The 22,213-nt window shown below is 41.7% G+C and carries 15 protein-coding genes; 9 read left to right on the top strand and 6 right to left on the bottom strand.

The window, feature by feature from the left end; translation table 11 throughout:
* Positions 1–111: 111 nt before the first annotated feature.
* A complete protein-coding gene (locus tag NO991_RS10885) occupies positions 112–2,151 on the top strand; it encodes a prolyl oligopeptidase family serine peptidase (RefSeq protein WP_371352010.1) in 2,040 nt (679 codons plus the stop codon).
* Positions 2,152–2,183: 32 nt separating this feature from the next.
* Here the strand turns inward: NO991_RS10885 and NO991_RS10880 are convergent, their stop codons facing one another.
* Positions 2,184–3,314, bottom strand: a complete 1,131-nt coding sequence (locus NO991_RS10880; RefSeq protein ID WP_300361222.1) for an ROK family transcriptional regulator — start codon at positions 3,312–3,314, stop codon at positions 2,184–2,186.
* 155 nt (positions 3,315–3,469) lie between these two features.
* Between NO991_RS10880 and fucP the strand changes: the two genes are divergently transcribed.
* The 8 genes from fucP to NO991_RS10840 all read left to right on the top strand — a co-directional run bounded on the left by fucP (position 3,470) and on the right by NO991_RS10840 (position 13,227).
* A complete protein-coding gene (gene fucP / locus NO991_RS10875) occupies positions 3,470–4,747 on the top strand; it encodes an L-fucose:H+ symporter permease (protein ID WP_300581461.1) in 1,278 nt (425 codons plus the stop codon).
* 150 nt (positions 4,748–4,897) lie between these two features.
* Positions 4,898–5,278, top strand: coding sequence for a hypothetical protein (locus tag NO991_RS10870; protein ID WP_300358869.1), 381 nt, complete (start codon positions 4,898–4,900; stop codon positions 5,276–5,278).
* A complete protein-coding gene (locus tag NO991_RS10865; protein ID WP_054551843.1) occupies positions 5,278–5,658 on the top strand; it encodes a hypothetical protein in 381 nt (126 codons plus the stop codon). The genes NO991_RS10870 and NO991_RS10865 overlap by 1 nt, the downstream gene beginning before the upstream one ends.
* 84 nt (positions 5,659–5,742) lie before the next feature.
* Positions 5,743–6,501, top strand: a complete 759-nt coding sequence (locus tag NO991_RS10860; RefSeq protein WP_300358862.1) for an ABC transporter substrate-binding protein — start codon at positions 5,743–5,745, stop codon at positions 6,499–6,501.
* Positions 6,501–8,717 carry a tetratricopeptide repeat protein gene (locus NO991_RS10855; protein WP_371352009.1) on the top strand — a complete coding sequence of 739 codons (2,217 nt, stop codon included), beginning with the start codon at positions 6,501–6,503 and terminating at the stop codon, positions 8,715–8,717. Before NO991_RS10860 ends, NO991_RS10855 begins: the two co-directional genes overlap by 1 nt.
* A 160-nt stretch (positions 8,718–8,877) precedes the next feature.
* On the top strand, positions 8,878–10,761 hold the full coding sequence (locus NO991_RS10850; protein WP_138619532.1) for a propionyl-CoA synthetase: 1,884 nt from the start codon (positions 8,878–8,880) through the stop codon (positions 10,759–10,761).
* 112 nt (positions 10,762–10,873) lie between these two features.
* On the top strand, positions 10,874–12,541 hold the full coding sequence (locus tag NO991_RS10845; protein ID WP_300358854.1) for an asparagine synthase-related protein: 1,668 nt from the start codon (positions 10,874–10,876) through the stop codon (positions 12,539–12,541).
* A 116-nt stretch (positions 12,542–12,657) separates the two neighbouring features.
* Positions 12,658–13,227, top strand: coding sequence for a DUF2799 domain-containing protein (locus NO991_RS10840; RefSeq protein WP_300358851.1), 570 nt, complete (start codon positions 12,658–12,660; stop codon positions 13,225–13,227).
* On the opposite strand, the gene NO991_RS10835 is transcribed toward NO991_RS10840, so the two are convergent.
* The 5 genes from NO991_RS10835 to NO991_RS10815 form a co-directional block, all read right to left on the bottom strand.
* Entirely contained in the window at positions 13,213–14,895 is a 1,683-nt protein-coding gene (locus NO991_RS10835) for a sensor domain-containing diguanylate cyclase (protein WP_235372885.1), read from the bottom strand. The genes NO991_RS10840 and NO991_RS10835 overlap by 15 nt on opposite strands.
* Positions 14,896–15,025: 130 nt before the next feature.
* A complete protein-coding gene (locus NO991_RS10830; protein ID WP_371352008.1) occupies positions 15,026–16,339 on the bottom strand; it encodes a DASH family cryptochrome in 1,314 nt (437 codons plus the stop codon).
* A gap of 96 nt (positions 16,340–16,435) precedes the next feature.
* Complete coding sequence (locus NO991_RS10825) at positions 16,436–16,909, bottom strand: VOC family protein (RefSeq protein ID WP_054551851.1); 474 nt, start codon at positions 16,907–16,909, stop codon at positions 16,436–16,438.
* Between the two features lie 139 nt (positions 16,910–17,048).
* Complete coding sequence (locus tag NO991_RS10820) at positions 17,049–20,609, bottom strand: ImpA family metalloprotease (RefSeq protein ID WP_371352007.1); 3,561 nt, start codon at positions 20,607–20,609, stop codon at positions 17,049–17,051.
* 308 nt (positions 20,610–20,917) lie between these two features.
* Positions 20,918–22,171 carry an MFS transporter gene (locus NO991_RS10815; RefSeq protein ID WP_138619685.1) on the bottom strand — a complete coding sequence of 418 codons (1,254 nt, stop codon included), beginning with the start codon at positions 22,169–22,171 and terminating at the stop codon, positions 20,918–20,920.
* Positions 22,172–22,213: the final 42 nt, after the last annotated feature.

The raw sequence follows: 22,213 nt of genomic DNA, 5'->3' as shown, positions 1-22,213 counted from the left end.
ATTAACTTCGAGTCAATTCAACTGGGGTAAATGCAACTTTATCTCAATGTGCTTGCGCAGCGAATGCTCTGCTTTTAGGATAAAATTTTACGGCTAAAAAAAGACCATTCCATGCAATTAAAAAAAACAATTCTTATTGGAGCAAGTTTGCTGTGCGCAGCAACGACGGCTCAAGTATATGCTAACGACAAGTTTGTCTCTGAAGATATTTTTCAACTTGAATACGCAGGCGACCCACAAATAAGCCCTGACGGTAAAAAAATCGTTTATGTGCGCAGCGGCTACGACATCATGAAAGATGGTAACAAGCGTAGCTTTTGGCTGTACGATATAAAGTCAGGTCAACACACGCCGCTGTTTTCTGATGAGCATAACTACAGCCAACCCACTTGGTCTCCAGATAGCAAGAAAATTGCTTTTACCAGCAACTCAAGCGGTTCGAATCAACTTCACGTTTATTGGTTAGCGCAAGATAAACAAGCATTATTAACGCAACTACCAAAATCAGTACGTAACTTAACGTGGTCAAATGATTCTGCACAAATTGCCTTCACCATGAGCATTCCTGAAGGTAAATCTGCGTTCGCTAAATCGGTAAAACTGCCGAAAAAACCAAAAGGCGCTGAGTGGTCAAAACCAGTGAGAGTGTTTGAAAAAGCACGCTATCAAGCTGATGGCGCTGGCTTTTTAGAGCCTTCATATCGTCACGTTTTTGTTATTCCGGTTTCGGGTGGCACACCACGCCAATTAACATCGGGTGATTATCAGCACTATGGCCCACTTGCTTGGGATCCAAGTAACACAAAACTAGCTTTTTCTGCTGATCGCAATGATGAGTGGGAATATCGCACAACTGAGTCAGACCTCTATGAAATCAATGTAAAATCAGGCGAGCTTACGCAACTAACTGATTTACCGGGCCGTGAGAGTAACCCGCGTTACGCTGAAGACGGTGATGAACTAGCCTTTGTTGCGCGTGACAACGCCCCTGTGCCTTACATTAACTCAACACTATCTATGCTCGATTTAGACGATAAATCAATCAAGCATATTACTGAAAAATTAGACCGTTCAGTGGCTGATTATAAGTGGTCAGGCGACGGCGACTTTGTTATTCAGTACGATGATTTTGGTAAGCGTAAGCTTGCTAAAGTAAACAGCCGCGGTAAGGTCACTGACTTAACTGATACCGTATCGGGCACTTCAATTGGTCGTCCGTATATCAGTGGTAGTTTCAGCATGGCCAATAATGGCGCTATTGCGTACACCACAGGCAGCGAGTACCGTCCAGCTGATTTAGGCTACCTATACAAGGGTAAAAGTAAAACGCTAACTTCATTAAATGAAGATGTGTTAGGCCATAAAAAGCTTGGTAAAGTGCACGAACTAAATGTTAAGTCACAGTTCGATGGCCAAGCTATTCAAGGTTGGTACATTACGCCACCTGATTTTGATGAAAACAAACAATACCCATTAATGGTTGAAATTCACGGTGGCCCACACCTAGCCTATGGCCCAAGCTTTACTGCTGAATTACAACGTTATGCCGCTGAAGGTTATGTGGTTGTGTATGTGAATTACCGTGGTTCAACAAGTTACGGTAAAGACTTTGCACTACTGCTAGATGGTAAATACAGTTCAGAAGAAGACTTTACTGACCACAACTCAGCAGTTGATGCCATGATTGCTAAAGGCTTTATCGACAAAGATAACCTATTTATTGCGGGTGGTTCAGCAGGTGGTATTGCAACGGCTTATGCGGTTGGTTTAACAAACCGCTTCAACGCTGCGGCAATTACCAAGCCTGTGATCAACTGGTTAAGTAAAACGCTTTCAGCTGACAGCTATATTGGTCAAATTCGTAACCAGTTCCCTGGCATGCCTTGGGATAATGTTGAGCACTACTGGAAACGTTCGCCGCTTTCATTAGTGGGTAACGTCACCACGCCATCATTGATCATGACAGGTGAAGAAGACCGCCGTACGCCAATTTCAGAATCAGAGCAATTCTATCAAGCATTAAAACTGCAAAAGGTAGATACCGTGCTTATTCGTGTACCGGGCTCACCCCATGGTATTGCGGGTCGTCCATCACGTATGATTTCGAAAATTGAATACACGCTTGCGTGGTTCAAACAATATCAGAAGTAATGAATTAAGCAGGAGTGAGATGCTCACTCCTCTTAAAAATAATGATGACTAAGCGCAAGTTGAGCAGAACCTATCGACTGCGCTTTTTCCCCGCACACGCCTAAACCCACTTCACAGCTACGTAGTCCACGACTATCTAAACGTGCAAATGCGGCAATTGATAACTGCTTGAGCTGTTCAAGTGCTTTACTCGGTAACGGCGAATCAATAATCACAGCTTGCATATCTAATAAACTTAAACTGTTATGCATGGCAATACTGATAGCCTCAGCGGCATTTTCAAGCCAAGGCAGAACAAGTCGTTTATGATCTGAAAACTGACTGTCTGTCAGCTCATACACTGAAATGCCAAGTTGCTGCTTATCAAACTCGCTTTGCAGTGATAGTAATGAACATTGGCTAAGTAACTGTTCGCGATCAGCGTTTAGCATTGAGCCTATAGCACCGGCATTACCACTTTTACCTTCGAGAAGTTGGTGGTTAATCACTACAGCGCCGCCTAAAAAAGCCCCCAAATAAACATATAAAAAATCGCTGTAGTTATTAGGGTTACCAAGGCTTAGTTCTGCACAGCAAGCAGCATTATTATCGTTACTAATATAAACAGGTAACTGGAACTGGCTTTCTAAATAACCTTTTAAGTCGAAGTTTTGCCATTGGCTAAGGGTATTTGTTGCTGAGTCTGAAGCGGCTTGCCATTGCCAAATATCAAACGGCATAGCGACCCCAAGCCCACACACATGTGAGCGCAGTTCAGGCTCTAATTGACTGATTAGCTTTGGGATATATGTTTCTAAGAATGATTTAAGCTCATCAACCGACGCTTCATTCACCTCAACAGATACCGATGCTCTTTGCGTGCTTTTTAAGTCAACGAGTATCAGGTCGAAGCGTCGTCGCCCAATTTTCAAACCAAAACTAAATGCGCCATCTGGATTGAGCCTAAATGGCACACTTGGCTGCCCTACTCGGCCTTTAACAGGTGCATCACGAAGCAACAGCTTATCTTCTTCAAGCTTATTGATATTCACTGTTGCCGCCTGAGCAGACAAGGCTAACGCTTTTGCTATTTGTGCTTTAGGCATGCTTTGCTGTTGCCTAATTAAACTTAAGATTGCGCGCTCGTTATTGCTTCTTGGTGCTCGCGATAAACTGCTCTTCATAACATCCTTCTTGATACAAGCTTGATAAGCGGCCTATTAGACCTGTTTGCAGTACTATCTACCAGTCAAAATAATAAATCAACTAGGTTGATTTATTATTTATAGTCGTGAATACTGTCGGCCACAACAATATGAACACATTAACCTGGTGAACTATGCAAACACAGCCTGCTATTGTATCGCGCCAAATGCTTTGGCCTTTTATTCTGCTTACGATTTGCTTTGCTGCTTGGGGTACTGCGGCCAATATGACAGACCCATTAGTGAAAGTTTTTAGCAAAACATTCTCTATGAGTGCGTTGCAATCAGCACTGGTGCAGTTTAGTTATTACGGCGCGTATTTTTGCTTAGCTTTACCGGCGGCCATGATCAATAGACGATTTAATTATAAAACAGGGCTGTTAGTGGGTTTAGCCATGGCCGCTTGTGGTGCCTTATTGTTTTACCCTGCTAGTCAAACCATGCTCTATAGCCACTTTTTATTGGCCTTGTTTATTCTTGCTGGTGGTTTGTCTATTTTAGAAACCTCTGCCAATCCCTACGTCATGCAGTTAGGATGCGAGCAAACAGCCACCCGCAGACTTAACCTCGCGCAAGCTTTTAACCCTGTTGGTACTAATATTGGTGTGTTTTTAGCGGCGACGTTAATCTTACCGAACTTAAATCAAGCTGATAGCGCAAGCCGTGCCCTGATGAGTGAAGCGCAATTAAAAACCGTTGTGAGTGCAGAGCTCGATGCAGTGATGGTGCCGTATGTGGGTATGGCCTGTTGCTTAATCTTACTATGGCTATGTATCTTCTTTAGCCGCTCTCCTGCAACAGAAACAAAAGTAACAGCGCAGCCGCGTAAACTTAAAAAGACCTTTCAACATTTGTATCAAAACAAGCATTATCGATTTGGTGTGCTGGCACAATTTTTTAATGTTGGCGCGCAAACCTGTGTATGGACCTACACCATTGGCTACACCATGGAAGCACTTAACACTACAGAAGTTACCGGCGGCCAAGTCTTACAATATTCGATGTTGGTGTTTTTAGTATCTCGTTTCATTATGACATGGCTAATGCGCTTTATTAGCGGCGCTAAATTACTGCGTTTTATGGCTTTAATTGCAGCCGTGCTGTGTTTTATTGTTACCACACAAGTGAATTTAGTGGGCGTAGTCGCACTTGTAGCTATTTCAAGCTGTCTATCTTTGATGTTTCCAACCATCTACGGCACAGCACTTGAAGGCCTTGGCGAAGATGCAAAAGTTGGTGCGGCTGGTTTAGTCATGGCAATTTTAGGGGGCGCATTTTTACCTCTGATCCAAGCCGCAACCATAGATGCTTTTAACACTGCGGTTTCGTTTGTTGTACCACTTGGATGTTTTCTTATCGTATCTCTTTATGGGCACCACAGCATTAGGTCACCACGACACCAGCAATCATAATTTTTGAAGGCATCTTGCAAAGTCAGATGCCTTTTATAATTGTACTTTGTGGTTAGATAATGTGAAAATCACTATCTTTCTAACTACCTATAAGTGAGTATGAAATCACTTAAGCTTTTTATCTTAAATTACACAGCAAAGCTTAAAAACATGAGTAGCTTTGAGCACTTTCGGTTTTTTTTAATAAAGTATATTTGTTTCTTTTTTGGCTGCTTTATCTGTTTCGTCTTACACGAATATTTTCGTGTTCCTATTGTTGTAGCCGCTGCTGCGACAGGCTTAATCGGTACGTTTTTACCTTTTTCAAAAACGTTAAAATCACACCCTTATGCGGCCATTTACGCTGGTAGCTTTGCTGGCATGTGCTCTTCAAGTTTAATAAACAGTTATTGGGAGCTAAGTCTTATTTCATTGATCGGTGCCAGCCTTTATATTTTGACTATGAATCTATTTGCAGGTTTTGGCGGCCGACTTGGTAGTGTGGCTTTTGCCAGTGTGGCGCTTTATATGCTTGCAAAAGGGATTTTTTGATGAATATATTTATTGCGATAACAGCGTTATTAGGTGCTTACTCAACCTACTTTTTAGCACATCATAATCGCTTCGACGGCATTCGCGCATCAGCGGCCACCAGCATTATTGCATTTGCGATTTTGAGTCTATTCCCCGTTGATGTTGAGCTATACAGCGTGGCATTTTTCGGCGGTACTTTCATCGGTATGAGCGCACCAAAACGCTTTGGCATTTTTACATTAGCCATTGCGTCATTACTATTTGCTTTGTTGTTTGAGTACCTCGTGCCGCGCTTACATGGCTATGGCGGTGCATTAGGGTTGAGTGCGTTTTTATCTGTCTGTGTTTGCCACATCGGTATTTTACTCGGTGCGCCACGAAGCAAAAAGAACAACTAATTCCGATTCACCGATTAAAAACCTATACCTTTTTATTAATATTCATTACTATGTTAACAATATGTTTAAAGGTGTAGGTTCTTTATGCTTCTTCGTTCATTGCTGATTGTTATTATCTTCTGCTTTATCAGTAGTGCTACGACGGCGAAAACACTGACCTTTATTGCCGAAGATTTACCCCCATACCATTTTAAAAATCAGCAAGGTAAAGCCGATGGTGCGCTTGTTGAAGTGATAAAGTCTGCCCTAGCGAAAACAAACATCGCTGGCGAATTCGCAATTATGCCAATGGCCCGAGCTTTTCATGAGTTTCAAAATGACCCAAGCATATTGATGATTTCATTGCTAAAAAATGAGTCTCGTGAATATAAATTCCAATGGCTAGCACAAACCTATTTTGCCGATGCTTATTTAGTTGGGCTTGCCAAACAAAACCACGAAATAAAAAGCTTAAAACAAGCAAAGAAATATCGTGTGGCAACAATTCGTGGCTATTCAAGTGAACATTATTTGAAACAAGCTGGCTTTAATGAAAATAAAAATTTGGTGCTGGTCAGTCATTACCATCAACTTTGGCAAATGCTAGAGAAAGGACGAATTGATTTTGTACTAACCAACACGCTTACCTTACAAAACGAACTCGCGTTATCAGGAGTTCTCCCTAGTGACATTAATAAGAGCCTCCACTTAGACGACTACCCATCAGGCCTTTATTTAGCCGCGAATCTAAAATTGGACAAGCAACTTGCTATGCAATTGAGTGATGCCATAAAAGCATTGAAACAAAACGGTCAATACCAAGCAATTTTACAAAAATGGCATCTGCCTTTACCTAGATTATAATGAAAAACACGCAATCACCTTACAAAGGCTTAGCTTTAGCTATTTTGCTTAGCTGCTTATCGCTAAATACCCTTGCTATTACCCCTGAACAAGCCTTAGAGAAGCTTAACGAAGCACAATTGTTACGTAATAGTAATCCAAACCAAGCCACTAAAATATTTGAGCAATTAACTAACGACTCGACCCTTTCCAATGAACCTAACATCATACAAGAGGCATTCGAATCACTGGCATTTATGAATATGGGCAGTGGCGATTATGACCAAGCTCTTAGCTATGCAGAGCAGCTGCTTGATTACGGGGAAAAGCACAATAACCAGTCAGTAACAGTACGAGCAATGCTTATTCAAGGTTACGCACAAGGCAGAAAAAGTAACTTTCTTAAGGCAGAGCAACACTACCGCGATGCATTATCCATTGCCAAACAGATAAATAACTCAGTGCTGATTGCCCAGTCCTATGAGCGATTAGCAGCCATTTTACGCTGGCAAGATAAGTACATAGCTGCCCTCAATGAAGCACAAAAAGCAGTCAATATTTTACAAGAGTTTGATGACGTTAAATCTTATGCCTCTGCATTGCAGAACTTAGGTATTATTGAAGCAATTATTGGTGACCACCACGACGCACTAGCCAATCTTACTTTGTCGTTTTCTTTACATCAAAAACTTGACGATAAAAAAGGCATTGCTGATGCACTTTATGAAATTGGCGAAGTTTATCGACGTATGGGTGACAGTGCCCAATCGTTAAAGCACTTTAAAATGTCGCACGTTCTGGATTTAGAAATTGGCTCTAAAGTCGATATCGGTAATAGTGCCATGAAGGTCGGCTATGCAGCGCTAAAACAAGGTGAGCTTACAACAGCCACAGACTATGCTGAAAAGTCGATTAGCTATTATCTACCCTCATCTTCAAACACAGGATTGTGCCGTTCATATAATTTAATGGCGTTAATTGCTCTAAAACAAAATAACATTAGTGAAGCGCAAGCCTATATTGATCGCGCCATGGCAATCGCCACTGACTTTAATTTTCGCTCCCATTTAGTGTCTTTAGCGATCACCCAAACACGTATCTATCAAGCTCTTAATGACCATGCAAAAGCAATTAAAACCGCAGAACAGGCCTTAAACCAGGCTAATGAGTTACAAGATGTCGAAGATCAAATTAGCTTAAATAAATTACTCACTGACTCTTACCTTGCATTACAACTTTATAAACAGGCATTTGAATCGCAAAGCCGCTATCAAACCCTTGAAAATAAAACGGGTAAAAATCAGCACGACTTAACTGTGGCCGCGATGCAAAGCCAAGTCGCCTTTATGCGAAATCAGCAAGAAATAAACCAATTAAGTGCAGATAAACAAATTCAAGCAGCACAACTAAGCGAAAGTGAATGGCAATTTAAAGCCTGGTTACTCGGCCTAAGCTGTGTGATTTTATTGATATCAGGCTTTGGTTACCGCTCATTTAAAAAGCGTAAACTTGCCAGCGAGCGAGCACAACTATTACAAGAAGTCGTTGATAAGAAGAACCGCTTACTAGCCGATGTATCCCATGAAATTCGCACACCACTCACAGCGCTACAATTGCAAGTTGAAGCATTGCAATACAATATCGCAAAAGACGTTGATGCCTCTTACGATGCCATTAATCGAAAGCTAACCGATATCAATATACTGATCCGTGATATCCACCAACTAGCACAAGCAGACTCAGATAGCCTATACCTGAACCTCAAACCCTATTTACTTGCTGATGTATTATCCGTTTGGCAGCAAGACTTTGCTGCTTTTGTACAAAGCAAAGGCTTTGAATTTACCAGTGACATTCATGTTACTGCTGATATAAAGGTGACATGGGATATCGATAAAATTAAGCAAGTACTGGCTAATCTTTTATCAAACAGCACCTTTTATACTGATAAACCCGGCAAAATTAAATTTATAGCGACAGCCTCAGCGCAGAGTATTACTTTTAGCATTGAAGATACCCCACCCGGCGTGACTAACAATCAGTTAGTTGAAATATTCGAACGTTTATACCGCGTTGATAAATCACGTAGCCGCCAAACGGGTGGCTCAGGCCTAGGACTGGCGATTTGTAAAAGCCTAATAGAAACGCACAAAGGTACTATCAAGGCTGAGCACAGTGAGTTAGGTGGCGTTAAGATACTCATTTGCTTACCGCTTATTAGTGAACAACAGGTTTAATTAGCATCTCGATTCCCTGAAACCGCCCCTAAACAGGGCGATTTCACGACATTTAGCCCAATTAATGCCGACCAAGGTCGCATATTATTTAATCAAATATCGCCCTATATTTTTTAGTACGTTGTACAAATCTCTCACTAAAAAGTATAGGAGCCTCACAATGGCGGGCGAATATCAACAACAATACCAACAGTTCCAGCGCGATCCGGGTCAGTTTTGGCTTGAGCAAAGTAAACGAATTCCTTGGTTTAAAGAGCCAAGTGCCCCTTATCAATATGACGATAATGATTTTTACCATTGGTTTGCCGATGGTCAACTAAACACTTGTTATCTAGCCCTCGACCAACATGTCGAAGCAGGCTATGGCGACCAAACTGCACTAATTTACGACTCCCCTGTTACCAATACTAAACAACAATACACTTATGGCGAGTTACAAACTCAAGTTGCTAAATTTGCAGGACTCATGCAATCCCTTGGCGTAAGCAAAGGTGACCGTGTAGTCATTTATATGCCAATGATCCCACAAGCGGTTATTGGTATGCTAGCGTGTGCTCGCCTTGGTGCCATTCACTCCGTTGTATTTGGTGGTTTTGCACCGCACGAACTCGCGGTGCGTATTGATGATGCAAAGCCTAAGCTTGTGCTTACTGCGTCTTGCGGGGTCGAAATCAATCATGTGATTGAATATAAACCACTGCTTGATGAAGCACTCGAAAACGCCCAGCATACTGTTGAACACTGTATTGTCTTTCAGCGTGAGCAAGCCATTGCCGAGATGCAAGATGGCCGAGACATCGATTGGCAATCAGCCTCTGATGCAGCAAGTTCAGTCGATGCCGTGCCGGTTGCAGGTGACGACCCGCTTTATATTCTTTACACCTCAGGCACCACAGGCACACCTAAAGGGGTGGTTCGAGAAAACGGTGGTCACGCTGTTGCAATGCATTACAGCATGGAGACCGTGTATGGCATGAAACCCGGCGAAGTATTTTGGGCTGCTTCTGATATTGGCTGGGTGGTAGGTCACTCATACATTGTATATGCACCGCTTATTTATCGCTGCGCTACCGTACTTTATGAAGGCAAACCCATAAGAACCCCTGATGCCAGTGCGTTTTGGCGTGTTGTAGAAGATTATAAAGTCACCGCCTTATTCAGTGCTCCTACTGCGTTTCGCGCTATTAAAAAAGAAGACCCTACCGCAGAGGGCTTTAAACAATACGATACTTCGAGTTTAAAACGTTTATTCTTGGCCGGTGAACGCCTAGATCCTCCCACTTATGAATGGCTAAAAGACAACACCGGCTTGCCCGTACTTGACCATTGGTGGCAAACAGAAACAGGTTGGGCCATTGCGTGTAATCCAATTGGTATTGAACAGCTTGCCACTAAGGCGGGTAGCTCAACAGTGCCAACACCGGGCTTTGATGTACAAATTCTTGATATGAATGGGCAGCAGTGCTCAGCAAACGAAAATGGTGCGGTGGTAATTAAACTGCCCTTACCTCCTGGCTGCTTACCAACAATTTGGCAAAACAATGAACGCTTTCAAGCGGGTTATTTAAGCGAGTATCCGGGTTATTACCTCTCTGGTGATGGTGGCTATATTGATGACGATGGTTATCTATTTATTATGGGTCGTACCGACGATGTAATTAACGTTGCGGGTCATCGCTTATCAACCGGTGAAATGGAAGAAATTGTTGCAGCCCACCCTGCTGTTGCTGAATGTGCAGTATTTGGCGTTAACGATGCACTCAAAGGGCAATTACCTATGGCGATGATAGTGCTCAAAGACGATTACCTTGGCGATAGCAAAGAAGTCGAGCAACAGCTAGTCCATTCTGTAAGGCATCAAATTGGTGCCATTGCCTGCTTAAAGAATGTTTTGCATGTTGAGCGCCTACCAAAAACCCGTTCAGGAAAAATACTCAGAAAGAACTTACGCCAATTGGTCGATGGTGAAGAACTACAAATTCCATCTACCATTGATGATGCGAGTATATTTGATGAAATCAACCAACAACTTAACAATCGCTGATCTGCGTTTGTAATTTTGTAATGTTACCAAAGGCCTTGTTTAAGGCCTTTATTCGTTTTGGCCTATGGCTTGCAACTTTACTAATAAGTTAGCAAACGAAAAGGTGGTTAACATGGCTATTATTGCAGGTTATTTCCAATTCAATGATTCAGATAAAACTGACTTTAAGTATATAAATCAACTAGCTAATGTATTTAGTAACTATGAAGAAAAACATGTTCGTTTTTTTAATTGCGAGTATGGAGCCATTTTTCAGTATGATTTTGATGCATATCAGCAGTCGAGCTGGTTGCGAACTGAGTCGCAAATTGCAACACTCATTGGACACCCTCTCATATCAAGCTCTAGAACACAGGACCTAATTACACTTGCGGGCTGCGAGTCTCTCGACTTTTCTTTGCAGCAATGCGAAGGAGTATTTAGCTTTTGTCAATTTGATCTGCAGAGCCAGCGCCTAACATTAGCGACTGATCCACTTGGATTAAAACCTTTTTATACCTTACAAACACAGTATGGTTTACTATTTTCCACTAACCTTAATTTATTTAAGCAGTTGGATATCCAACTACAGAACAATCCGGATGCATTAACTGAGCTTGCCGTGCTTGGTTATCCTCTTTTAGATCATACGCCGTTTAAAGACGTAAAATGCTCATACCCAAGTGAAATGCTATGCTTTAATGCAAAACAGGGTGTAACTAGAAAAAGATATTTTGATTGGGTATCACTTGCAAAACAAAAGCTCGTTACACCAGATGCAATTGAAGGGATCTCAAAGGCTTTTAAAACTTTAGTTGCAAAGGCAAAACATAAAGATAAAACAATTCTTTGCACTTTATCTGGCGGTTTAGACTCTAGGCTTATTAACAGTGAGTTATTGCGCCAAGGCGTGCAATTGAAGTCGTTTAACTTTTCGCAATCTGATAGCCAAGATCTATTTTGTGCTAAACAATATGCATCACAAAATGCAGTACCATTAGAAGTAATACAAGTTTCAGACACCCAGCGGCTATCTGTCGAACAGCGCCTTGGCAAATATTGGCGTAAAGCGAAACATCAAGATTTCACTAACGTATGCAGACCACAAATAAGCTGGTCAGGAAATGGCGGTAGTGTTGGGGTCGGGCTTATTTATTACGGTGATGAAATTTATGCTGCAGCAAAAGAAAACAACTTAGATAAACTAATCAGTGCTTACCTCAAACAACAATACGCTTTTTTACCTAAGTCAGTTGTTCATAATGCTGAACAATTACAACAAAAACTGATAGCTAACTTAAAAATTAGCTTCGAACCACTCGCTGAATTACCACTTGAAAAAGCATTTCAATTATTCTTGCTGCTTAACGATCAACACCACCATTTGAGTGTTCCTAACGAGCAGGTTTGCGAATTTAAAATGGAGTTTTTCCATCCATTTTATTCGTGGAAGGTCCTACAGTATCCGTTGGGTTTACCGGTGGAGTATGTTCGCAAACACCGTTTTTATCAACGATGGTTAAAAACCGATTACCCACGAGCTTTACTTGCGCCTTGGCAAACTTACCCAGGACACTTGCCTTGCCCAATAACCGTCAAGCATCAAACCCAATGGCAATTGAATAGCGCAAAACTTATGTCGCCCACAGAACTATTAAAGCTATGGTTTAAAATTATGTTTTTTGACCGCCATTTATTGATAAAGCGCTGCCATTTCACTTTACTTTGCATCTTACAGTTAACTCATTTAAAGAATGTTCAGCCTAATTTACGTGTTGCTCAGAAATTCTGCCAATGGTGAATGAAGTTCAGGCCATCCATTTTGAATTAATTGCTTTGAAGTAAAAACAGCTTTCTAACAACGAACTTTTCGGGCTAGAATCTATTAAGTTATTAATATCATAAGCTGAGATTTTAATGAGAAAATGGACTCTTCCTCTACTGCCACTAATCGTATTAGCAGGCTGCACCTCGGTTAGCAAAAATGAATGTTTACAAGCTGACTGGTATGGTATTGGTTATAAACATGGTGCAGATGGCACTGAGTATCGCGATGGCATAGATGCACTATCACAATGCAGTGAGTATGGTGTAAATGCTGACATTGCTAAATATAAAGTGGGATACGATCAGGGCCTCGCTACATACTGTGAACCGGAAAATGGCTTTACGTTAGGCATGCAAGGCGCGTCATACAATGGTGTCTGTAATAGCACAGCGTTTCGTAAAGCATGGCAAGAAGGTAACGATAGATATCAAGTGCAACAAAGGCTGAGTTATATTGATAATCGTATTGACGATATCGACCGTCGATTAAAAGATATTCGTGGCGAGCTTAACAGTAACCAACTTAATAATACTCAGCAAAAAGAGCTTTATCGAGAACGCAAAGATTTAGAAAACGAGCGTAAAGATTTGCGCAAAGAACGCACATTACTTCCGCTTTTGAATAAACTGCCTAGTGTTGAAATATCAACCGAGTGGTGAGACTTTTAGAGCCAATTTCATTTCATACATTTGTTTATCAGCGATGGCCAATAGTTCCTTTGCACTGTGTCCGTGTAAAGGATACATGGCGATACCAAAACTCGCACTTACCGGCTGAACCGTTTCATAATCTTGCGCTACTTTTTTAACCGCCTGCTGACATCGTAGCGCTATATCTTGGCACAAACTAGCCTTTGTTAATGAAGGTAAAACAATAACAAACTCATCACCACCAATGCGCGATAGCACATCTTTATCTCTCATTTGTAAACGCAATTGCTGACTAATGTCCAGTAACAAATTATCACCCTGTTCATGACCATATGTATCATTAACGAGTTTGAAATTATCAAGATCAAGATAGATCAATGCAAATTGGTTATGCTCTGCTGGCGTTCTTTGTGAGAAAGCACGCAATTGAATATCGAGTCCTCTGCGATTCAATAGCTTAGTAAGTGGATCTTGATTAACTAGCTCATTGAGAAGCTGGCGCTTTTCTACCGCCGAAGAGATATCATCAAATGCACCGATATAATGAGAAACCAAGCCATTTTCATCATACAATGCATCTATGGATAATTGCTCAGGAAACACCTCTCCTGACTTTCGCTTATTCCATACCTCTCCTTGCCAACAGCCTTTATCGAGCAACTCAGTCCACATTTGTTGATAAAACTCATCTGGTTGCTTCTTTGCAGAAAGTATTGAAGGTTTTTTACCTATTACCTCATGCTTCTTAAACCCTGTTATTTGCTCAAAAGCAGGATTTACATCAACAATCACAGACTCAGCGGTGGTGATCAGAATCCCCCGGCTAGTTGTAGAAAAAACAGCCGTTAATAGTTTAATTCTCTCATTACTTTTAACTTCCTCTGTAACATCCTCAGAATAACCATTCCATTCTACACTGCCATCAGCTCGGGCTATAGGAGATGATTTTGCCGAAATCCAGATCTGTCCTTTTTTGGGGTGGTTAACGCGAAACACTTCACACCAATCAGTTAGCTCTGCACGTGAATGCTCAATACTTCGTACAATACGTTCCAGATCATCTTGATGTATCGCTTGCATAACTCTATCTGCTGATGACTCAATATCTTTGGGAGAGCAGCCATAGATATCAAATACTTTTGATGTAGCAAATGGGAAAAACGCTTCATCTTTATTGTCTATTACATATTGATAAACAAAGCCTGGGAGGTTATCAGTGAACTTTTTTAGTTCTTGATGTAGGAATTCAATTTCGCGTTCTTTTTGCCATTGTTCCGTAATATCAATATGTATTCCAACCATCCATTCTGGATTACCGTTTTCATCCCACGTTTGTACTTGGCCTTTATCAAGCACTTTAACCCAGTGGCCTCGTTTATGTTTCATACGCGCTTCACAGACATATCGCGCTGATTCACCTTCGAAGTGCTCATTTAATAATTGCTCAGATTTCACTAAGTCTTCAGGGTGAGCAAAGGTAAGCCAAGTATCAATTGAAACGGGTTCTAGTTCGCACAGAGAATAGCCAATGATATCTGCCCATTTATCATTAAAAATTGTTTCGCCTGTTTGCACATTCCAGAGCCAAACTCCCACATCACCACTTTCGAGAAGCAACTGTGCAATATCTAGTCCTAGCTGCGACTTTAGTTCATTGTAAGCTTCACTAAATGCCATAATCTGCCTTAATAACTAGCCTAATGATAAACAATTAAGTCTTATTCATTATTTTAGTTAAAAAGGCAAAAAATACTAAAATATAATCAAATAAATATACTCTTACAGATTTATTGCGGATTGGTATTTTTCACTTTGACGGCCAGTCAACCTCATCAACCGAGTCAAAAAGCGTTGTGGTCGTTTGCTCGCCATTCCATTTGCGAATGTAACGTGACAAAGGATCATAAAGCGCTGTTTGCTTATTGATATGAAAGTGACGCCCACCTCTCGGGTCGACACCGACACCCGCAATATATTGCCAATTGCCCCAATTTGCAGCCACATCATAATCAATAAGTTGCTGTTCGAAGTAAGCTGCACCATAGCGCCAATCAAGAGCTAACTCATTAACCAAACAGCTTGCTGCAATCTGCCGCGAGCGGTTAGATATAAAGCCTGTTGTGTTGAGTTCATGCATTATCGCATTTACCAATGGAAATGGAGTGCAGCCATTACACCAAGCAGTGAAACGCTGGCTGTTAAACGTTGTTAGCGGCGCATTTTGCTTTTGACCTTTGAATAAAAAAAGCTTTGCTCCCGCTTGCAGTGCATGCCATTTGAAATATTCGCGCCATAGCAATTCAAACTTTATCCAATAGCTCGACTCATTTGCACCGTTTTGATGCTCATATTTTTCAACTTCGTTATACAGTTGTTTAGCACTAATTGTGCCTCCAGCGAGCCAAACACTAAACTTAGTGCTGTTGCTAAAGCCATCTAACTCATTGCGAGTCTCTTTATAGCTGCTTGGTGCTTTTGAGGAAAAGTACGCACTGCAATGTTGCTGAGCTGCAAATAAACCTCCTTTAAAGTTAGCTGACTGGGTAACTACGTCAGCAATATTGTGTTCAGCGCATAACTGTACTGGGTGAGGTAATCGGCTGACCGCAGGTCGCGGTGCAGCTATAAAGGTTGGCTCAGCTTCTACCTTTTTTCGAAAGGCGGTAAAATTTTTTGGTAATTCATCAAGCTGAAAAGGTAAGTCCGCTGCTTTAAACAAGGTATCTTGCTGATAAGTTTTCACGGCAGCTTGAGGGCATAAAGCTTTAATTTTTTCGAGCTGTTTTTGCTCATAAACGCCAACTTGCTCGGTACAAACCAATGTTTCAATATTATATTTTTGCAAACGCTGGCTGATTACATACTCAGGCTCACCTGTGATCACATGAAGTGTTTGGCCAAGTTTCTCAACTGCGTTTGCAAATGCAGATAGGCTCTCAAGTAAAAAGTTGTACTTATGTTCCCCATATGGCTTCTGTTGGTAATTAGTTTGCCTAAACCAACGCGGTTCAATCACAAACACTAAATCAAGCTCGCCAGCAAAATCTGCTAATTCAGATAAAATTTCATTATCAGCTAGGCGTAAATCATTTTGTAGCCAATATAAAACTCGTTTTTTCATGGGATAACTCATATGTTTTAACATACATACGAATACCCTTCTTATCCGGATTTAAATATCAGAACAAAATGATTAACTATAATTTGCAGATAGGTATTAAGCATCTTGCTCTTTACTCATAAGCTCGCTCATGCGCTGCATAAGCTCTTGCTCACTGAGGTCTTCTTTGTGTGTACCTATAGTCCAAATATGACCAAAAGGGTCTTCTAGAGTCCCTGACCTATCGCCATAAAATTGGTCATGTACTGGACGCAGCTCTTTCGCCCCAAGCGATAATGCTTTAGCAAAAACAGCATCGACATCTTCAACATACAGCATAATGCTCACCGGCGTACCGCCAAGTTGTTGCGGCGACTTAAATTGCACATCAGGGCAATTATCAGAAAGCATAATATGAGAGTCGGCTATTTTTATTTCAGCATGTGCCACCCCACCATCAGGCAGAGGCATTTGCATTACAAGTTCAGCAGCAAAAGCTTGTTTGTAGAACTCTATCGCCTTAGTGGCACCTTCAATAACCAAATACGGGGTTACCGCATGGTAACCTTTTGGGATTGCAGAAACAGCCATGTTACACCTCAACGTTAAATGTGTGAGTTATAAAGGTAGCAGTTGTAGCTAATTTCACTAATCTAATGATAAAAACGCCAGCGAAATATTTCGCTGGCGTTTTAAATACGAATACCAATCAACTTAACAACGCGGTGTATTATTCAGGCCAGCTTTGCGTCCCATCAATTGCAACTTCTGTTTGATTTAACGTCGTACAATAGCCGGTGGCAGATGAGGCATAGTAAACATCACCTAATACCGTGTAGTTTTTCGCTTTAACCTGCTGTTTTGCTTTGTCTGACGTTGCCATGCCCCACATGCTGAAGTAGTTGATCAAATCGAGCTCGGTTGCTTCTGAAAGCGCTATTAATAGCCAATCATTGTTGCCTATGCTTTGTGCCTCTGACAAGCTGTAGCTTGAAAAGCCAAGTGTATCTTTTTGTGCCTGCCAATTAGTCTCGCTGTTATCAGCTAGATTAAACGCACGCTCCAAAATGTGTAAGCGAGGGTATAAATGCCAGCCGTTTTCAAGCTTATTGTGTGCCTGTGCGGCCATCATAATTTGTAAATAAATAGCGTGACTTTGCGACCACTCTGACATCGCTAAATCTTGCATATAAGCAAATGCGTCTGCGCTTTGTTTACTGGCTTGTAAATGATCAAACAAGTTCTCGAATGGCAAGTTTTGGCACGATGCCGAAAAGCCGGTTTCATCTTCAAACTTCGACTTACTGTAGTAGGAGTAAAAGTTGGTATTTGAATGACCACCAAACCCTTCGATACGAAAACGCCCTTTTTCAAGTCCATGCCCTAACTCATGGATATCGCCATGCCCTGTTGGATTAAAATTCCAACCTGCGTCATACGGATTGCCCGAACAGCCCCAACCACAGGTCGGTTGGTCAGCGTTCATATGTTTTACAATATCAATTGTTTGTACTTCAATATTGCGTTCACTCGCAAAGTCATGAATTTCGCTAACCACATCGATGCCCGGCCCTTTGAAACCAGCAAGTACATGCGGATAGTTATGGGTATAACGCTCTACAGCATGGGCGAAGTCAGACGCTACAGGCCAATAACCATCGTTAATTGAAATACGCATTTTCTCGAGCTTTGAATGCACTTCAAAGCCACCGGTTGCGACCTCAGCCCAATCATAGTCGCCTTTTTCAAGCAACTCAGCAAAGCGCTCATCATCACTGCTGCTACGCCAATACGGGTGCTCACCTACATTGCTAAATTCAAAGCTGACATCTAAATCATTTTGATCAAACTCAATTTGAATTGGCCCACCATAAGGTGACGTAAAATAGACTGTTTCATTTGTCTCTATAGGCACATGAACCGACTGCAATTTAGCGGGTCGGTTATAGCCATTGCTGCTCATGTAATGTGTTGCGCCATCGCGCAGAGTATTAACGAACACCTTGGTATTCACTGCTTGATTATCGGTGCGTTTTATAGCAAATGTTTGCCCCGGCAAGGCATACACACCCGTTGAGCGAAAATACGCCTTACTCTGCATATTCACGGTGACGGTTTTAGGTGTTACATGACTAAAATCACTACGGCTGAAATTCCCCATATCAACTTGAAGTGGGTTAACTTTACGTATATTTAATACCGCATGATCAGTAAACAGGGCACGAAAGAAGCTTGTATTATCGGTGCTTAGTTTATCCATCGGGAAGCTCACTACTTGGCGATAATGATCTGCAAGCAGCGCCAGTAACTGATAAAAGCGATAGCCTTGCTCAGTAAAAATATCTGTTTTAGCTTGGTCAAAACCTCTGAACACCGAATTAATGATCGTTGCCGCATCACTAAACTGTTGCTGATATTGGCTTTCAGCTGGACAGCTTCGATTATCGCAAGCACTTAAATCAACACTAAATTCGCTGCTTTTAAAGCGGCTAAGTAAGTCTTTAATAGTTTGCGCATCAGTTGGCAAGCTGTCGTTGATAGCAATTGGGTTCCAATTTGCCAATTCTAACCGGTGCCAGTAGTTATCACCTGCAACGCTCACATGGAGTAATTCAAATAGCGCTTTACCTAGTGCCGTTTGACTACCATCACGCTGAATATAGATCACTGCAATATCATTTGCTTGCGCTTGCTTTACTGCAGCCACAACATTATCAATATTTAATCCTTCACGCTCATGCTGAGAGATAATCAGGATATCCGTGTCAGATGTTAAACACGCTGCTAAAGCGTCGTTGTCACAACTTGCATTGTCGTTATAGCTCACCATGCCTTCATATTGACTATCAAACCACTCTCGCGTTTTGATCCTATCTTGAAAGTAATAGCTTTGATCTAGTTGTGCTAATACAAGTTTGAGTGGCTGCTCTGCGGTTATTTCTCTGCCAGCTAACCATGTGGTGCTGTTTTTCAAAAACTGAGTCATTTGCTCGTTAATGGTATTTCGATAAGGATTACTACCAAATACCAAGTAACGGCCTTGCTCACCATCACTAGTCCCGACTACAGCAAGATTTCTAATTTTTGTCTCGTAGCCATCTTGCCAACTATTGTTGGTAAGTAGTAGCGGCTCATTGAATGGATACTTGGCATTTAATAGCGTTGCATCCCAAGTTGGATACCAGCTTAATTCATCAAGGGTGGGGCTTGAGCCAAACCCAAATAAGCTATTTTTAATGCTTTGAAAGCGCGCTTTGTGGGTATCAATTTCATTAAGTGTCGCATCAAGAAGTAATTCGCTGTTTGGCACAACCAGCGCATTACCCGTTTCGAGTGCCTCGGCCACATAACTTTGAGTAATGTTTAACACAAACTCGAAGCTAGTCTCTGTACGTGAATCAGAGGCTGTGATTGTGAATTTATGTTCACCAAGTTCTTCATTACTCGCGGTGCCTGATAAGATGCTAGTTTGCTCATCAAAACTTAGCCACGTTGGTAAACCTGTTACGGTTAAGCTCACATCATCGTTGTCTGCATCGTTGCTGACTAACTGCACACTCAATGCCTGCTCAGCACGCACTTCACTACTCAGTGGAGAAACCACCGGCGCTGAGTTTGCTCTGGCAGCGATGTTAAATGTTTGCTCTGCCTGCTGCGTCACTTCGCCATCTGAATAACGAAAACGAATTTGCTGTTCGCCCGTATTCGCAAACAAGGGCGTGCCGCTAAAACTGAGGTTAGTCGCATCAAAGCTAAGCCAATCAGGTTTACTAACTTCACTTATTACCACAGTGTCATTTTGTGCATCAGTAAATGTTAGCTGGTAAGTATAAGCTTGGCCTTCATTGCTATCCGATGGTGTAGACGTGAGCGTTGGCGGCGTATTTTCGACAAGCTTGGCTTCTACATTAATATCAATCAAAAGCTGGGCAGACAGCTGCCCATCAGTGACCGTAAACTCAATGTTTGCATACTTACCTGCTTGCTCTGGCGTGCCACTGATACTTGCTGAGGCTTCATTAAAACTTAGCCAACTTGGTAAGTTTGTTACAGACAAAGTAAGAGGGTCATTATCTGGATCAGAGACTTCAGGACTAAAGCTTAAGGTTTCACCAACACGTAAAGTCTGTGATTGACCACTGATTTGCGGCGCTTGATTTTGTGGTGTTTCGGTTACAGGAGGGGTTGTTGTTTGTTTTTCATCTGAGCCTGAGCCGCCACAAGCAGCAAGTGTTAGCAATACAGCCGAGCATAATAGCGAGCGTTTGCACAAAGAGTAAGGTGCGTTCATTGAGTTCTTATCGGTATGGTAAACAATTTTTTAACATTATAAGCCGATACTACAAACTAATATCTCGGAAAAAATACGTAAATTGATATCGCTGTCATTTAATTGTTTATACCAATCCGCTTAATTAAGTAGTCTATTTTGAGGCAATGAAACCTCGTTGATAACAAGGCAAAAATTTCGTTATTTAGTTGTTCTAAATGAGAAATTTTTAACGCAGTTAGCGACAGGTTTAATCCCTCAAAATGATTAAGTATTATTGCGGGTTGGTATTAAGCCATACAAAGCCCCATGAAGGGGCTATTTAAAGGTTACGAGCTTGGGTTTGCAAAATCGGGTCTGGGTAACTTTTCGAGTATGGCGTATAAATAAATCACCACAATGCAAAGCCCTCCCGCTGCGAAAAATAACGTTGGGCCATCATAATAGTCTAAAATTAAACCACCTCCTAGTGGCGCTAAAGCAAACCCTAAATCATAAAACGAAGCTGCGCCAAAGTAGGCACCACGAAGATGTGAAGGCGCCAACCTATCAAGGTGAACGTTCATCGTCGGAAACAAAATGGTTTCGGCCAAACTCATCACCACTATCGCACCAATCCAGCCCCAGAATAAATCGATTGGATTAAGTGCTAGCCAAAACTGCGACACCATCAATAGCACCAAGCCAATTTGAATGCGCACCGTTAGGCTAAATCGCGCCATCATTTTTAACAGCAGAAATTGACTTGAAATGATCACTAACGCATTGGTAAAAATAAGCGCAGAAATCAATGCAAGTAGGTCGGGTGCCTCTGCACGAGTTAGGTATTGTATGAGTGAACTATCCATTTGCGCATAAATAAACATGCACATAATATTGGCTAAAATTAAACACTGCAGCAGCTTATCTGCAAATAGAATACGTAAGATTTGCTTGCCTTGTACAGCTGGTTTTTTCTCTTCTGGCTCGTCGATTGCGGCAGTACTTTTGGCGGCTTTATCACTAAAATTAAAGCCCCAAACAAGCAGCACTAATAAAATAGCAAATGCCCCTGCGGTAATATAAAAGCTCGACTGCTCACCGGTTAAACCTAGCCATACCCCAGCTAATGGGCCCACCGCACAGCCCACATTAACAATAAAGTACAGCGACTGCATGGCCAGCTCGCGAGTTTGTGCATCATCAATAATATCGCCAATTGCCGCACTGGTTAATGGTCGCCAAAGCGCAGTCGCAATCGAGCATAAGGTCATCACAATCACATAACCGGCCACGGTTTCTACCTCAGCCAACAGCGAGAAAGAAATGATATACAGCACGCCGGTAATGTACATCAGCGTATGCCGGCCCACTTTATCGGATAGGCTACTGCCAATAAAACTGGTAAACACCGAAATCACCGCAGCACTGGTAAGTACCAACCCGACTTCTGTTGCCGATAAAGCAAACTTTTCGTACAAAATCACCGCGAGAAATGGCCATACCATGTAATAGCTGCCACGGGTAATAAACGAGCCAAATAAGAAGATCCACATAAGCACAGGAAACTGCTTAAAGCGCGCTAAAGAGATGTCTGAATTCATTATTTTAATTTTTATGGTGATGATGGAAGCACTATACATTAA

Source organism: Pseudoalteromonas sp. DY56-GL22 (assembly GCF_041414715.1).
GTDB lineage: Bacteria > Pseudomonadota > Gammaproteobacteria > Enterobacterales > Alteromonadaceae > Pseudoalteromonas > Pseudoalteromonas simplex.
This window is presented reverse-complemented; position numbering and strand designations above follow the sequence as displayed.

Coding starts and splice junctions, on each gene's coding strand:
- NO991_RS10825 (WP_054551851.1), bottom strand. CDS start 16,909: ATGGCTGTTTCTGCAATCCCAAAAGGTTACCATGCGGTAACCCCGTAT.
- NO991_RS10830 (WP_371352008.1), bottom strand. CDS start 16,339: ATGAAAAAACGAGTTTTATATTGGCTACAAAATGATTTACGCCTAGCT.
- NO991_RS10850 (WP_138619532.1), top strand. CDS start 8,878: ATGGCGGGCGAATATCAACAACAATACCAACAGTTCCAGCGCGATCCG.
- NO991_RS10855 (WP_371352009.1), top strand. CDS start 6,501: ATGAAAAACACGCAATCACCTTACAAAGGCTTAGCTTTAGCTATTTTG.
- NO991_RS10865 (WP_054551843.1), top strand. CDS start 5,278: ATGAATATATTTATTGCGATAACAGCGTTATTAGGTGCTTACTCAACC.
- NO991_RS10815 (WP_138619685.1), bottom strand. CDS start 22,171: ATGAATTCAGACATCTCTTTAGCGCGCTTTAAGCAGTTTCCTGTGCTT.
- NO991_RS10870 (WP_300358869.1), top strand. CDS start 4,898: ATGAGTAGCTTTGAGCACTTTCGGTTTTTTTTAATAAAGTATATTTGT.
- NO991_RS10860 (WP_300358862.1), top strand. CDS start 5,743: ATGCTTCTTCGTTCATTGCTGATTGTTATTATCTTCTGCTTTATCAGT.
- NO991_RS10880 (WP_300361222.1), bottom strand. CDS start 3,314: ATGAAGAGCAGTTTATCGCGAGCACCAAGAAGCAATAACGAGCGCGCA.
- NO991_RS10845 (WP_300358854.1), top strand. CDS start 10,874: ATGGCTATTATTGCAGGTTATTTCCAATTCAATGATTCAGATAAAACT.
- NO991_RS10835 (WP_235372885.1), bottom strand. CDS start 14,895: ATGGCATTTAGTGAAGCTTACAATGAACTAAAGTCGCAGCTAGGACTA.
- NO991_RS10840 (WP_300358851.1), top strand. CDS start 12,658: ATGAGAAAATGGACTCTTCCTCTACTGCCACTAATCGTATTAGCAGGC.
- NO991_RS10885 (WP_371352010.1), top strand. CDS start 112: ATGCAATTAAAAAAAACAATTCTTATTGGAGCAAGTTTGCTGTGCGCA.
- NO991_RS10820 (WP_371352007.1), bottom strand. CDS start 20,609: ATGAACGCACCTTACTCTTTGTGCAAACGCTCGCTATTATGCTCGGCT.
- fucP (WP_300581461.1), top strand. CDS start 3,470: ATGCAAACACAGCCTGCTATTGTATCGCGCCAAATGCTTTGGCCTTTT.